Source organism: Sphingomonas sp. BRN-1R, assembly GCF_057748035.1.
In genome coordinates, this window is sequence record NZ_CM173236.1 from 3,188,869 (window position 1) to 3,201,307 (window position 12,439).

Genomic DNA, 12,439 nt, shown 5'->3' on the forward strand with positions numbered 1-12,439 from the left:
GCAGAATGGATGAATCCTCCGTCAATTTGTCCAATCGACGGCGGCAGCGCATGCGGCTAGGCACGTGCGATGCTCCAGACGCACTCTGGCCGTTCGGCTGTCCCGGTCGCGATGATCCGCTGGCTCTACCTCGTGGCGGCGATGATCGTGTTGATCGTCGTCGTCGGCGGCATCACCCGGCTGACCGAATCGGGTTTGTCCATCACGCAGTGGAAACCGATCAGCGGCGTCGTGCCCCCGCTCACCGATGCGGCATGGCAGGCCGAGTTCGCCAACTACCGCCGCATTCCGCAATATGAGGCGATCCACCACGGCATGACGCTTGCCGGGTTCAAGGCGATCTTCTTATGGGAATATCTCCACCGGCTGCTCGGGCGGCTGATCGGCACGGTGTTCGCGGTGCCGCTGATCTGGTTCGCGCTGCGCCGGCAGATCCCGCGCGGCTATGGCTGGCGGCTGGTCGCGCTGCTCGCGCTCGGGGGCCTTCAGGGGGCGTTCGGCTGGTTGATGGTGCGTTCAGGGCTCTCGGATCGCACCGAGGTCGCGCCACTGTGGCTTGCCGCGCATCTGCTCACCGCCTTGTTCACGCTGGCCGGCATTGTGTGGACCGCGCTCGACCTGCGCGCGCTGCGGCGGGGCGGCTATGTACGGCCCGCGCGACTGACCGGTTTCGGCGCACTCGCGGGGGCGGTGCTGGCGGTGCAATTGTTCTACGGCGCGCTGATGGCGGGGTTGCGCGCGGGGCTCGTCACCAACGAATGGCCGCTGATGAACGGGCGCGTCTTTCCGAACGAGGTGATCGGCACGCGGCCGCTCGGCGCGCTGCTGATCGACGATCCGTCGCTGGTGCATTTCCTCCACCGCTGGTGGGCATGGGTGACGGTCGCGGTGCTGATCGTACTGGCGCGCCGGGCCAAGCAAGCGGGGCACCGCGCCGCCTCGGTGGCAATCCACAGCGCGTTCGGCGTGCAGATCCTGCTTGGCATCGCCGTGGTGATGACCGGTGTCGACATCCGCCTCGCCGCGCTCCACCAACTGGTCGGCGCGCTGCTGGTGATCGCCACCGTCTGGGGCATCCACGCGATCGGACGCAGGCGCGCATGAGCGCGGCGCTGCTGCTCGTGTTGGCGCAGGCCCAGCCGGCCGCCCCCGCGTTCCACCCGGTCGAAGGCGCGGTGTACCGCTGCGACACGACCGAGACGCTGGTCGACGGCACCGCGACCCAGCATTTCCACACCAGCCGCCGCGTCGTGTTCCGCCGCGAGCGCGACGGCTATCTCGCCGAGACGACGATCGACGGGAGCGATCAGTCGGGGCCAGGGCTCGGTGTCGCGTTCGTCGCCGGTAACGACGCGCTGCGGAACGTGACCGTGCGCATCCATCTCAGCGCGACGGGGACGGTGACGGCGGTGGACGATGCCGATGCGCTGATCGAACGCGTCGCTGCCGCCATCGAAACCGCCGCCCGTAAGGACGCGGGCGCTGCGCGGGCGGCGGCGATGGTGCGGCCGCTGCGTGCATTCGACGCCGGCCAGCGCCGCGACATGCTCGGCTCGGCCGTCGCGGACCTGATCCGCCCGGGCGACCTTGCGCGTGCGGACGGCACGCGCGCGGTGACGCTGCCACCGCGCCCGCCGCTGCCACCCGGCACCGGCCTACCCGCGACCGAGACGGTGAGCCACGCCGATGGCGCGGTGTCGATCGCGACGCATGGTGCCGGGCCAATCGCGGTCGGCGGGCCGACCGTACCGGGCGCCGCGCACGGCAGCATCACGCTCGACACGCTGCGCCGGATCGACCCGGCGACCGCGCTGGTGATCGAGACCCGGTCCGCCCGCACGCTCTCCGCCGCCGGATCGGCGCTGACCAGTCGCGCGGAAACCGTCGTGACGCTGCGGATCGAGCGAAAAACCCCGTAGGGTATCATAATACCCGTCGGCAAAGTCGCGGATATCTTGACTTCGCCGCGCGCCTGCAACATTAGCGCGCCATCGGGCGCCGTCCATTCGTGGGCGGCGCGCTTCGTTTCAAACCAAGAGGTCATAGCCCCATGAAGGCGCTCATGAAGACCACCAAGCCGGCCAAGCCGCACGAGGTGGAGAAAAAGTGGCTGATCGTCGACGCGGAAGGCCTCGTGGTCGGTCGCATGGCGTCGATCATCGCCAACGTCCTGCGCGGCAAGCACAAGCCGAGCTTCACCCCCCACGTCGATTGCGGTGACAATGTCATCATCATCAACGCGGACAAGGTGCGCTTCACCGGCAACAAGCTCAAGGACAAGGTGTACTACAAGCACACCGGTTACGCTGGCGGCATCAAGGGCATCACCGCGGGCAAGGTGCTCGAGGGTCGCTTCCCCGAGCGCGTGCTCGAGAAGGCGATCGAGCGGATGATCCCGCGAGGGCCCCTCGGCCGTCAGCAGATGCGCAACCTGCGCGTCTTCGCCGGCACCGAGCATCCGCACGAGGCGCAGAACCCCGAAGTCCTCGATATCGCGGGCATGAACCGCAAGAACAAGGTGGGCGCGTAATGACCGACAATCGCCAGTCCCTTTCCGATCTCGGCGCCGTCCTCAACCAGCAGGGCGAGGCCGCACAGGCGGGCGCCGAAGTCCAGGCCGACGCGTACCTTTCGGGCCAGATCGACGAGCCGGTTCAGCGCGCGCCGCTGCGTGAGCAGGATCTCGACAAGTTCGGCCGCGCGTATGCGACTGGCCGCCGCAAGGACGCCGTCGCCCGCGTGTGGCTCAAGCCCGGCACCGGCAAGATCACCATCAACGGCCGCGACCAGGAAGTGTATTTTGCACGCCCGACGCTGCGTCTCGTCATCAACCAGGTGTTCGGCATCACCGAGCGTACCGGCCAGTATGACGTGATCTGCACTGTCAAGGGCGGTGGTCTCTCGGGCCAGGCCGGCGCGGTGAAGCACGGCATCAGCCAGGCGATCACCAAGTACGAACCGATCCTGCGCGCCCCCGTCAAGGCCGCCGGTTTCCTGACCCGCGACAGCCGCACGGTCGAGCGCAAGAAGTACGGCCGCGCCAAGGCACGTCGTAGCTTCCAGTTCTCGAAGCGCTAAGCGGTTCTTCTCGAACACGATTGGGGGCGGTCCGGCGACGGGCCGCCCTTTTTCGTGCTCGCGATGCTGCTATCGTCGCGCGATGCCGCCACACGACGACACCCACGAGCTTGCCGATCGGCTGCGCCATGCGATCGGCGATCTCGCCCGCACGATCCGCAGCGATGCCGATACGCCGCGCACCGCGCGATCGGAGACGCTCGGGCTGCTCGATCGTGAGGGTGCGATGAGCGTCGCTGCACTGGCCGAGCGGCGCAAGGTCAAGCACCAGAGCATGCGGCTGGTCGTGGCTCAGCTCGAAGCGGAAGCTTTGGTCGTGCGTGCACCCGATCCACACGATCGTCGCGGCCAACGCGTTACGCTGACCGCAGCGGGTCGCGCCGCGCTGGCGACGGGGCGCGATGCGCGGGTCGCGTCGATCGCTCAACTGATCGCCGCGCGACTCTCATCGGAGGAGCAGGCGGTCCTCCACGCCGCCCTGCCGTTGCTCGAACGGCTCGCCGCGCGCGAAAGCTAACCGCTAATCCTGCCGCAGTTCGGCAAGCACACTGGCGAGCGTGTTGATGCCCCAATGCTCGACATAACGGCCATGGGCGAGCCGAACGATGTCGATAACCTGGATCGCCACCGCGCGTCCGGTCGGTGCGATCCCGAGCAACGCGCCATCCTGCGTGCCGGTGATCGTCTTGCGTGTGGTGACGCGGTCACCCTCGGCGACCTGATCATGGATCGTGACCGCGAGATTGGAAAACGCGGGACGCAGCACGGTCGCGAAGGTATCCCACAATCCTTCCCGCCCATCGAGCGTACCGGCGGGCGCCGAACGATTAATGAAATCGGGCGCGACCAGTTCCTCGAAGGCGGCACGGTCGCCGCCGGCGATCACCTCGGCGTTGAAACGGCGGACGATATGCTTGTTGGTGGCGAGTGGCATGCGGCGGCCTTCCTTGTTCGCGCCGCTTTTATACAGTTATGCTGTATATATCAAGCCACATGCTCCACCGGCAGCCGCACGTCGGGTTCGGGTGCGAGCGTGCGTACCTTCACCGAGAAACCCTCCGGGGCGATGCGGATCTCGTTGAACGACGGTGGCGTCTCGCGCGTGCGTTCGGAGAGCGTACCCGCCCCGATCAGCCGGATCGCGTGACCGCCGGCATCATGCGCGATGTCGAAAGGATCGTGGACGTGACCGGTCAACACCGCCTCCGCTCCGGCTTCCGCGAGCGCCTGCAACGCCTCGGCACCGCGATGCGTCTGCGCGGACATGCGCGTGTGCGGCTCGATCAGCGGATGGTGGCAGGCGATGAACACGCGGCTGCCCACAGGCGCGGCGCGGACCAGCGCGAGCGCCTTGGCCAGTTCCGCGCGCGCGACATAGCCTTTCGACCAGTTGAACCGCCACTGGAAACGCGCGGTCGTCACCATCGGCACGATCGTCACTCCAGGCAGCTCAAGCGGCTTTTCGATCATCTTCTCGACCGAGAGGAAGCGTCGGTACGGCCGGAAGAACCGCTCGAACAGGTTGAAATAGGGCAGATCGTGGTTGCCGACCTCGACCGTCACCGGCACGCCTAGCCCTTGCAGCCAGGCGAGGCCGTCGGCGAACTCGCTGCGCCGCGCCTGGAGCGTCAGGTCGCCGGTCATGATGACTGCGTCGGGCTGCTCCTTGTGGACGAGATCGTCGAACCACGCGATCGCAGCGCGGTCCTCGCGGCCGAAATGCACGTCGCTGACATGGAACAGCCGGATCATGGCGTTTCTCCGGTTTCAGTCTGGCTTCAACGTGCGGATGAACATTCGGTTCGTGCGCGCCCCGCAAATTCGCGTCTGCGGATCGAGCATCACCGGCTCGCCATCGAACAACGCGAGCACCGGCTTGCGCCCGCCGATGCGGAAGGTCTCGGCGAACACCTGCGTCACCGCGCGCGCCGCCACCCAGTCTCCGGTCAGCCACTCCCAGCCGAGCGCCGCGATCGAGCGGAAGTCGCGCGCGTCGACCGCGGCGATGTCGAGCCGGTCGTCGCCCGGCCGCACGAACACCGCCTGCGCGTGATGCTCCAGCCCCGCCACCCCTTCGAGCCGGATGCCGCGTGAGAAGGTCCGCCGTACCGCATGGCGCAACGCCCGCGTCAGGCCGCGCAGCTTGCCCGCGCGCACCAGCTCGCGCGCATGCACCCACGCGGTGGCGGGGCCGAGGATCAGCCCGACCAGCGCGCGGTGCTGCCCCGCCTCCACGAACGGCAGCGCGACCACTTCGCCCCGCTGGTGCGCGGCATGGACGATCGCGTGCGCGTCGGTGTTGCCGTGGAGCGACTTGGCGAGCAGGTTCATCGTTCCGCCGGGCAGGATCAGGATCTTGCCCCGCCATTTGGCGAGCGCGCAGACGGCGGCGTTGATCGTCCCGTCGCCCGCGAACAGCGCGACCGTGTCCGCGCCAGCGGCATCGAGTTCCTCGTCGGTCGGCAGATCGTCACTGGGGAAGGCCGTGCGCCCGGCGAGCGCGAGGCCGCGTTCCTGGAACACGGCGACGATCGCCTCGGCCTTGGCGTCGGTCGCCGATCCCGATGCGGGGTTGGTGATGAACCAGAGTTTCTCCATGCCCGGCCAACGCGCGGGGGGTGGAAAAAGGCGCATCCGTCCTGGCGGAGGCCGGGGCCATTATGCACTCGGCGGATCGGGTGCCCGTTTCACAGCGGCCCCGGCCTGCGCCGGGGCGACGCGCAACTTTGATAATGCGCGTATCTCACGTTCGTGCCACGGTGGCACCATGCAGACGCCTTCCAAGCCGCTCGCCGAACTCACCCTGCGCGGGGTGCTGCTCGGCGGCCTCATCACGTTGTTCTTCACCGCCGCCAACGTTTATCTCGGCCTCAAGGTCGGGCTGACCTTCGCGACCTCGATTCCCGCGGCGGTGATCTCGATGGCGATCCTGCGGCTGCTGCCGGGCGGATCGATCCTCGAGAACAACATCGTCCAGACGATCGCGAGCGCGGCGGGCACGCTGTCGGCAATCATCTTCGTGCTGCCCGGGCTGGTGATGATCGGCTGGTGGCAGGGCTTCCCCTATGTGCAGACCGCGCTCATCACCGCGACCGGCGGCATTCTCGGGGTGATGTTCTCGGTGCCGCTCAGGCGCGCGCTGGTGGTCGATACCGACCTGCCTTATCCGGAGGGCGTTGCCGCCGCCGAAGTGCTCGAAGTCGGCGCGGGCTCGCGTGAGGGCGGCGAGGAGAGCGCGGAGGGACTCAAGGTGCTCGTCGTCAACAGCATCGCCTCGGCCGGGTTCGCCATCGCGACGCAGACCAAGATCATCACCGATACCGCCGCTACCGCCTTCCGCGTCGGCGCAGGCGCTACGGGCATTTCGGGCAGCCTGTCGTTCGCGCTGCTCGGCGTCGGGCATCTCGTCGGCATCTCGGTCGGTGCGGCGATGGCGCTCGGGCTGGTGATCGGCTGGGGCGTGCTGGTGCCGGTGATGACCGCCGCGCAGCCCGCTCCGGGCGACGTGGCGGACTGGGTCGGGCTGATCTTCAAGAACGAGGTGCGCTTCTTCGGCGCGGGCGTGATCGGCGTATCGGCGATCTGGACGTTGCTGCGCATCGCCGGCCCGGTGATCGGCGGCGTGCGCTCCGCACTGGCGGCGAGCGCGGCGCGCAAGGGCGGCGAGACGCTGGCGCTGGAGGAGCAGGATCTGCCGATCCTGTGGGTCGGCGCGGTCGCGGTGCTGACCTTGCTGCCGATCGTATGGCTGTTGTGGGACGTGCTGGCGGGCGGCGCGCTGTCGGGCTCGGCGGTCGCGCTGATCGGCGGGGCGCTCGTGTTCATCCTCGTCGCCGGGGTGATGATCGCGGCGGTGTGCGGCTATATGGCCGGGCTGATCGGCGCGTCGAACTCGCCGGTATCGGGCATCGGCATCCTCGCCGCGATCGGATCGGCGCTGCTGCTGGTTGGGCTGTTCGGCCAGCATCCGGGCGCAGACACGACGCGTGCGCTGATCGCCTATGCGCTGATCGTCACCGGCATCGTGTTCGGCGTGGCGACGATCTCCAACGACAATTTGCAGGATCTCAAGACCGGGCAACTCGTCGGTGCGACGCCGTGGAAGCAGCAGGTCGCGCTCATCATCGGCGTGGTGTTCGGCTCGCTCATCATCCCGCCGGTGCTCAACGTGCTCAACAGCGGCATCGGTTTCGCCGGCGCGCCAGGCGCGGGGCCGAACGCGCTGGCCGCGCCGCAGGCCGGGCTGATCTCGGCGCTGGCGAAAGGCGTCTTGTCGGGCGATGCCAACTGGCGGATGCTGGGCTATGGTGCGCTTGCCGGGGTGGCGCTGATCGTTCTCGACGAGGTGCTCGGCCGCCTCAAGCTGCTGCGGCTGCCGCCGCTCGGCGTAGCGCTCGGCATCTATCTGCCGATGTCGGTGATCCTGCCGACCGTGACCGGCTCCGTGGTCGGCTTTCTCTACGATCGCTGGGCGCGCGCGAGCCGCAACCCCGAAGTCGCCGAGCGGATGGGCACGCTCACCGCGACCGGCCTCATCGTCGGCGAGAGCCTGTGGGGCGTGGCGTTCGCGTTTATCGTATATCTCACCGGCAGCGACGCACCGCTCGCGCTGGTCGGGCCGGGGTTCGCGGGCGTGGCACTGGTGGCGGGGACGCTGCTGTTCATCGCGCTGGCGGCGCTGCTGTACCGGCGGACGGTAACGGTGGCGCGGTGAGCGACGCGACGGTGAGGTGTGGCACCCTGTCGGCCCGGCAGAGTCGCGGCTGATCGAGGGAAGCGGGATGACGGCGCTCCCGCCCCGCCTGCCCGATCAGCCGGTCTTCTACCCGGTCACCACCGAGGATCATGCGGTAAAGATCGCGCGCGATTGGAACGTGCGCGACAGCGGTGCGGGGTTCGTCACGCATTTCACGGCGCGGAAGGCGCGTCTCGATCGCTACGCCGTGCAGGACGCCGGCGGCCGCGCCCATCCGGACTGTTGATACCGGCCGAAGACCTGCCCGCGTTCAACACGGCCATCATCGGCCCAATCGAAATGGTACAGCAGTTCGGCTGAAAGCTGGAGCTGCACACGACGAGCAGCTCTCGCCTTCACTCCTCGTTACCGCCGAAGAACCGCCCCGCGATCTCCTTGGCGATCCGTGCCGGGCGCAGCGTTTGCGCATCGACGCAGCACCAGCTCGACCGGACTTCGGCGAGGATCTCCTCGCCGCGCTTGATGAAGGTTTCGTAGAACGCGCGTGCGCCGTGGACCTTCTCCAGCACGACGGTGGCGATCACCTCGTCGTCGAGGAAGGCGGGTTTGCGGTAGGTGATCTCGTGCTTCAGCGCGACCCACAGATGCGTCGCCACCGCGTCGGCCGGAGCGATCTTGCGCCAATGGTCGAGCACCGCATCCTGCACCCAGCCGAGATAGCGGGCATTGTTGACGTGGCCCATGAAGTCGATGTCGCCGGGCATGATAGCGATGACGTGTTCGAAGGGCGCGGCGGAGTCGGTCACGAGGCTGACACTAATGTAAGTGCGCGGGGAACGCCAGTGTCGTGGTGGTGCAAAGTTGCTCGGAGGTATGTGGGGCCGGGTATGGATTACGACATGCCGACGGCGAAGCCGTCGGCCGGGTTCGGGTGTCACCCGACCCGCCGGCCGGTCGGGGCGATGCGCTTTTCGCGCACCGGCGTGCAAGGCTTTGCCTTGCGCGCCTTTGCCCCGACTTACATCGCGGCGAGCAGGCTATCGATCGGGATGAACGCGAACGCGACCGAACTGTCCGCCACGCCATAAGGCACGAACAATTTGTCGCCATGCCGGATCGCGCCGCAGGTATAGACGACGTTGGGGACATAGCCCTCACGGTCCTGGTCGGCGGCGGCGAGGATCGGCTCCTCGGTGCGGCCGATCACCTTGGAGGGATCGTCCTTGTCGAGGAGCACCGCGCCGATCGAATATTTACGCATCGCGCCGACACCATGGGTGAGCAACAGCCAGCCCGCGTCGACCTCGATCGGCGGCCCGCAATTGCCGATCTGCACCAGCTCCCACGGCAGCTCGGGGGTGAGCAGCTTCTCGCCCTCCTCCCAGTGCGTGAGCGTGTCGGACTTGAGCAGGAACAGGTTTTCGCCGTCCTGCCGCCCGATCATCATATATTGGCCGTTCACCTTGCGCGGGAACAGCGCCATGCCCTTGTTGCGCGCGGCCGGGCCGGTCATCGGCACCAGATCGAAGCCCCGGAAATCGCGCGTGCGCATCAGCTCGGACTGGATCGCAGAGCCGTTGTACGCAGTATAGGTGCCGAGCCACTCCCACGACCCATCGTCATGCTGGAAGTGGACGAGACGCAGATCCTCCAGCCCCTTCGACTGCGCGTTGGTGATCGGGAAGATCACCGTGCCCGACAGCGTCGAGTCGCGGTGGCGATAGACCGTCACCGGCCCCTCGGGCACGGTTTCCTCGTCGCCGCCGACGATATCGGCGGCGGTCGCGAACGGCGGCTCGGGCGCGAGCTTCAGTTCGTTGTTGTCGGTGATGATGCCCTCGCGGAACGCCACCGATGAGATATGCCCCTCGCCCACCGCGCGCAGCGACATCAGGATGCGCTGCGAACCCGGTGGCATGCCCGACTGGTCGTAATGCGGCACCGCGCTCGGGTTCATCAGCGCGGCGGCGGCATAGCTGTATTCGTGACAGAAATAGGCGCCGATCAACTGGCGCTTCTCGTCGTCGAGCTTGCTGTCGTCGAGCCCGACCATCGCCGCGATCTCTTCGTAGCGGGTCATGAAGACGCGGCGCGTCTGCCAGTGACGCGCCTCGAAATCCTTAAGCACCACTTCAAGTTCGGCGCGCGTCTCGAGCGGGTTGAGCGCCATCACTGCGTTGACGATGCGCTCGGTCCGGCTTGGCCCCTGCTGGCTCGTCGCCCAGGCCAAGTGGAACGGGCGCACCACGACGCGCGATGGGTCGGCGTGCAAACGCAGCGCATGGTGGAACAGATCAATCACGTTATCGCCTTGCCAACCGTCCGCATTCGCGGCGTTGCGAGCGAGGCTACGCAACGGCGCGATCCGGTCCTGCCACGCTTTCGGCCCGCTTTGAAAGCCCTGAAATCACACAGGAGGCGAGTTGCAGCGCCAGAATCGATTCGGCGCCTTGATTGCGGTTAAGTCCGGTCGGCATCAGCCCGTCGAAGCAGCCGCCGTCCTGAACGGTGGCGAGCGGCAGATCGAGATCGTTGAGGCCCAGATACCAGTGATAGGCCCGCAGCGCCTCCTCGATCCAGCGCTGGTCGCCGGTCGCGGCGAAGGCGGCCTCGCACGCCTCGATCGTCGCCTGCGCTTCGAGCGGCTGCTGATCGTAGGGCAGAGGCGGCTGGTACGGCCGGTTGAAGCTCTCGCTGCCGACCGCGCGGAACCGCCCCTCGGGCGAGGTCTGGCGTGCCACGATCCAGTCGAGAGTGGCGATGCCGCAGGCGATCAGATCGTCGCGGTGCAGCGCCTTGCCGGCGCGCAGCAGCGCCTCGGGCAGACGGGCGTTGTCATAGGCCAGCACGATCTCGAACCATTCCCACTCGGGCCGCCGCGCTTCCTCGAGGAGCGAGAGCAGTTCGGCCGAGAAGCGCGTCAGGATGCTGCGCGCCAGTGCGTGGCCGGGGAAGGCTTCGAGGATCGCCGCTGCGCCGAGCATCGCAAAGCCGTGCGCGCGCGGGCTGCCGAGTTCGAACGCGAGGCTCGCGGTCATGTCGAACATCGCCACCGCCCAATCGCGGTGCTTGGCATGACGCGCATCGCGTGCGGTGACGCCGAGCGCCCAGATCGTGCGACCGTTCGAGTCCTCCGAACCGACCTCCTCGCACCACGTCCGGTCGAAGCGCATGAAGTTGCGGAAGCGGCGCGCCTCGGGGTTCCAGGCATATTGCAGGAACGATTCGTACGTGGTCATCCACTTGTCGCGAACGTCGTCGGCAAGCGAGTCCATCTTGCAGGTCAGCATCAGCGCGCGGGCATTGTCGTCGATGCAATAGCCGTGGCGGCGATCGGGCACCGAGAAGATCGCGTGCTGGAACATGCCGGTCGAATCGCTCATCCGCTCGACTGCGGAGAAGTCCGGATCGAGGGATGCCATCGACGGCGCCGGTCCGGCGATGCGGCGCGGCTGCGCCGAGACCATCGCGGCGATCTCGCGCATCGCCCGCTCGGCAAGGCGCGGCCAGATCATCGTGCGGCCACGCTCATAGGCGCGCTGCGACAGACGGGCGCGGTTGCGCTCGCTGTCGAGCAGCGCGTTGATCTCGCGCGCGAAGGCGACGCTGTCGCCGAAATCGACCAGCACGCCATGTCCGTCCGACAGGATCTCGGTCGCGTGGACGTAAGGTGTCGACACCACCGCCTTGCCGACGCCCACCGCATAGGAGAGCGTGCCCGAAGTGATCTGCGCCGGGTTGGTATAGGGCGTCGCGTAAATGTCGGCGGCCTGGAGATAGTCGATCAGGTCGTTATGCTCGACGAATTCGTCGATAAAGGCGACCTGATCGCCGACGCCGCGATCCGCCGCCAGCGCCTTCAGCCGGTCGCGATAGGCTTCGCCTTCATGCGCGACGAGGTTCGGGTGAGTCGCGCCGAGCACGGCGTAATACGCTTCGGGGTGACGCGCGGTGATCGCGGGCATCGCGTCGATGATCGCCTCGATCCCCTTGTTGGGGGCGAGCAGGCCGAAGGTGAAGATCACCTTCTTGCCCTCCCAGCCGAACTGCGCCTTCAGCGTATCGGGATCGACGAATTCGCGGTCGGGCACGCCGTGCGGGATCATCACGATCGAGCGGCTGCTGGCGCCATAGACACGCTCGAGGATTTCGCGGCCACGTTCCGCCATCACCACGATCTTGGCGGCGCGGCGCAACAGACCTTCCATGACGCGGCGCTCGTCCGCGCTCGGCTTCTCCAGAACGGTGTGAAGCGTGACGATGACGGGCACCGTCACCCGGTCAAGCAGGGCGAGGATATGCTCACCGGCGGGGCCGCCGTAGATGCCGTATTCGTGCTGCACCCACACCGCCTGCGCGCCGCTCTGCTCGATCGCGCGCGCCGCTTCGGAATAGGCGATGCGATCCTGCTCGGGGATGCTCATCGTCACTTCGGGCGGATAGACGTAACGACCGGGATGATCGTCCATCGCATAGACGTCGATCTTCAGGTCGGGGAACCGGCCTTTCAGCGCGGTGAACGTGTCTGTGGTATAGGTCGCCAGACCGCATTTGCGGGGCAGGAAATTACCGATCAGCGCGATGTGATCGATCTGGGAAAGCGCATCTGCTGCTCGCGTCATCGAGGGGCGTCCTGCATGAACCGGGGGTTAATACCCCACCTTT

General features: G+C 67.4%; 13 protein-coding genes. 7 read left to right on the forward strand and 6 right to left on the reverse strand.

Annotation, left to right across the window (positions count from 1 at the left end; genetic code table 11):
* Positions 1-69 precede the first annotated feature (69 nt).
* The 5 genes from AC3ANX_RS14880 to AC3ANX_RS14900 all read left to right on the forward strand — a co-directional run bounded on the left by AC3ANX_RS14880 (position 70) and on the right by AC3ANX_RS14900 (position 3,595).
* Positions 70-1,104, forward strand: a complete 1,035-nt coding sequence (locus tag AC3ANX_RS14880; protein WP_488334039.1) for a COX15/CtaA family protein — start codon at positions 70-72, stop codon at positions 1,102-1,104.
* The gene (locus AC3ANX_RS14885) at positions 1,101-1,919 is read left to right on the forward strand and encodes a hypothetical protein (RefSeq protein WP_488334040.1); all 819 of its coding nucleotides are present in this window, start codon (positions 1,101-1,103) and stop codon (positions 1,917-1,919) included. Before AC3ANX_RS14880 ends, AC3ANX_RS14885 begins: the two co-directional genes overlap by 4 nt.
* Before the next feature lie 131 nt (positions 1,920-2,050).
* On the forward strand, positions 2,051-2,530 hold the full coding sequence (gene rplM, locus AC3ANX_RS14890; protein WP_488334041.1) for a 50S ribosomal protein L13: 480 nt from the start codon (positions 2,051-2,053) through the stop codon (positions 2,528-2,530).
* Entirely contained in the window at positions 2,530-3,078 is a 549-nt protein-coding gene (gene rpsI, locus AC3ANX_RS14895; RefSeq protein ID WP_488334042.1) for a 30S ribosomal protein S9, read from the forward strand. Before rplM ends, rpsI begins: the two co-directional genes overlap by 1 nt.
* An 82-nt stretch (positions 3,079-3,160) precedes the next feature.
* A complete protein-coding gene (locus AC3ANX_RS14900) occupies positions 3,161-3,595 on the forward strand; it encodes a MarR family winged helix-turn-helix transcriptional regulator (protein ID WP_488334043.1) in 435 nt (144 codons plus the stop codon).
* Between the two features lie 3 nt (positions 3,596-3,598).
* Here the strand turns inward: AC3ANX_RS14900 and AC3ANX_RS14905 are convergent, their stop codons facing one another.
* From AC3ANX_RS14905 to AC3ANX_RS14915, 3 genes are read right to left on the reverse strand one after another with little or no spacing between them, the layout of a single operon-like run.
* Complete coding sequence (locus tag AC3ANX_RS14905; RefSeq protein WP_488334044.1) at positions 3,599-4,012, reverse strand: ester cyclase; 414 nt, start codon at positions 4,010-4,012, stop codon at positions 3,599-3,601.
* Positions 4,013-4,062: 50 nt separating this feature from the next.
* Entirely contained in the window at positions 4,063-4,830 is a 768-nt protein-coding gene (locus tag AC3ANX_RS14910) for a metallophosphoesterase family protein (protein WP_488334045.1), read from the reverse strand.
* Between the two features lie 15 nt (positions 4,831-4,845).
* Positions 4,846-5,676 (reverse strand): diacylglycerol/lipid kinase family protein, encoded by an 831-nt coding sequence (locus tag AC3ANX_RS14915; protein WP_488334046.1) that lies wholly within the window; start codon positions 5,674-5,676, stop codon positions 4,846-4,848.
* A 169-nt stretch (positions 5,677-5,845) separates the two neighbouring features.
* Between AC3ANX_RS14915 and AC3ANX_RS14920 the strand changes: the two genes are divergently transcribed.
* Both AC3ANX_RS14920 and AC3ANX_RS14925 read left to right on the forward strand, forming a co-directional pair.
* Positions 5,846-7,792 carry an OPT family oligopeptide transporter gene (locus AC3ANX_RS14920; protein ID WP_488334047.1) on the forward strand — a complete coding sequence of 649 codons (1,947 nt, stop codon included), beginning with the start codon at positions 5,846-5,848 and terminating at the stop codon, positions 7,790-7,792.
* A 67-nt stretch (positions 7,793-7,859) separates the two neighbouring features.
* Positions 7,860-8,060, forward strand: a complete 201-nt coding sequence (locus AC3ANX_RS14925; RefSeq protein WP_488334048.1) for a hypothetical protein — start codon at positions 7,860-7,862, stop codon at positions 8,058-8,060.
* A gap of 109 nt (positions 8,061-8,169) precedes the next feature.
* On the opposite strand, the gene AC3ANX_RS14930 is transcribed toward AC3ANX_RS14925, so the two are convergent.
* From AC3ANX_RS14930 to AC3ANX_RS14940, 3 genes are all read right to left on the reverse strand, one after another.
* Positions 8,170-8,538, reverse strand: a complete 369-nt coding sequence (locus tag AC3ANX_RS14930) for an acyl-CoA thioesterase (protein ID WP_488336965.1) — start codon at positions 8,536-8,538, stop codon at positions 8,170-8,172.
* A 254-nt stretch (positions 8,539-8,792) separates the two neighbouring features.
* Positions 8,793-10,076 carry a glycoside hydrolase family 130 protein gene (locus tag AC3ANX_RS14935; protein ID WP_488334049.1) on the reverse strand — a complete coding sequence of 428 codons (1,284 nt, stop codon included), beginning with the start codon at positions 10,074-10,076 and terminating at the stop codon, positions 8,793-8,795.
* Positions 10,077-10,122: 46 nt separating this feature from the next.
* Positions 10,123-12,396 carry a glycosyltransferase family 4 protein gene (locus AC3ANX_RS14940; protein WP_488334050.1) on the reverse strand — a complete coding sequence of 758 codons (2,274 nt, stop codon included), beginning with the start codon at positions 12,394-12,396 and terminating at the stop codon, positions 10,123-10,125.
* Between the last annotated feature and the right edge of the window lie 43 nt (positions 12,397-12,439).

Excerpts from the sequence above, each read along its gene's own strand:
- AC3ANX_RS14930 (WP_488336965.1), bottom strand. The coding sequence starts at position 8,538 with ATGCCCGGCGACATCGACTTCATGGGCCACGTCAACAATGCCCGCTAT.
- rplM (WP_488334041.1), top strand. The coding sequence starts at position 2,051 with ATGAAGGCGCTCATGAAGACCACCAAGCCGGCCAAGCCGCACGAGGTG.
- AC3ANX_RS14940 (WP_488334050.1), bottom strand. The coding sequence starts at position 12,396 with ATGACGCGAGCAGCAGATGCGCTTTCCCAGATCGATCACATCGCGCTG.
- AC3ANX_RS14880 (WP_488334039.1), top strand. The coding sequence starts at position 70 with ATGCTCCAGACGCACTCTGGCCGTTCGGCTGTCCCGGTCGCGATGATC.
- AC3ANX_RS14905 (WP_488334044.1), bottom strand. The coding sequence starts at position 4,012 with ATGCCACTCGCCACCAACAAGCATATCGTCCGCCGTTTCAACGCCGAG.
- AC3ANX_RS14885 (WP_488334040.1), top strand. The coding sequence starts at position 1,101 with ATGAGCGCGGCGCTGCTGCTCGTGTTGGCGCAGGCCCAGCCGGCCGCC.
- rpsI (WP_488334042.1), top strand. The coding sequence starts at position 2,530 with ATGACCGACAATCGCCAGTCCCTTTCCGATCTCGGCGCCGTCCTCAAC.
- AC3ANX_RS14900 (WP_488334043.1), top strand. The coding sequence starts at position 3,161 with ATGCCGCCACACGACGACACCCACGAGCTTGCCGATCGGCTGCGCCAT.
- AC3ANX_RS14920 (WP_488334047.1), top strand. The coding sequence starts at position 5,846 with ATGCAGACGCCTTCCAAGCCGCTCGCCGAACTCACCCTGCGCGGGGTG.
- AC3ANX_RS14925 (WP_488334048.1), top strand. The coding sequence starts at position 7,860 with ATGACGGCGCTCCCGCCCCGCCTGCCCGATCAGCCGGTCTTCTACCCG.
- AC3ANX_RS14910 (WP_488334045.1), bottom strand. The coding sequence starts at position 4,830 with ATGATCCGGCTGTTCCATGTCAGCGACGTGCATTTCGGCCGCGAGGAC.
- AC3ANX_RS14915 (WP_488334046.1), bottom strand. The coding sequence starts at position 5,676 with ATGGAGAAACTCTGGTTCATCACCAACCCCGCATCGGGATCGGCGACC.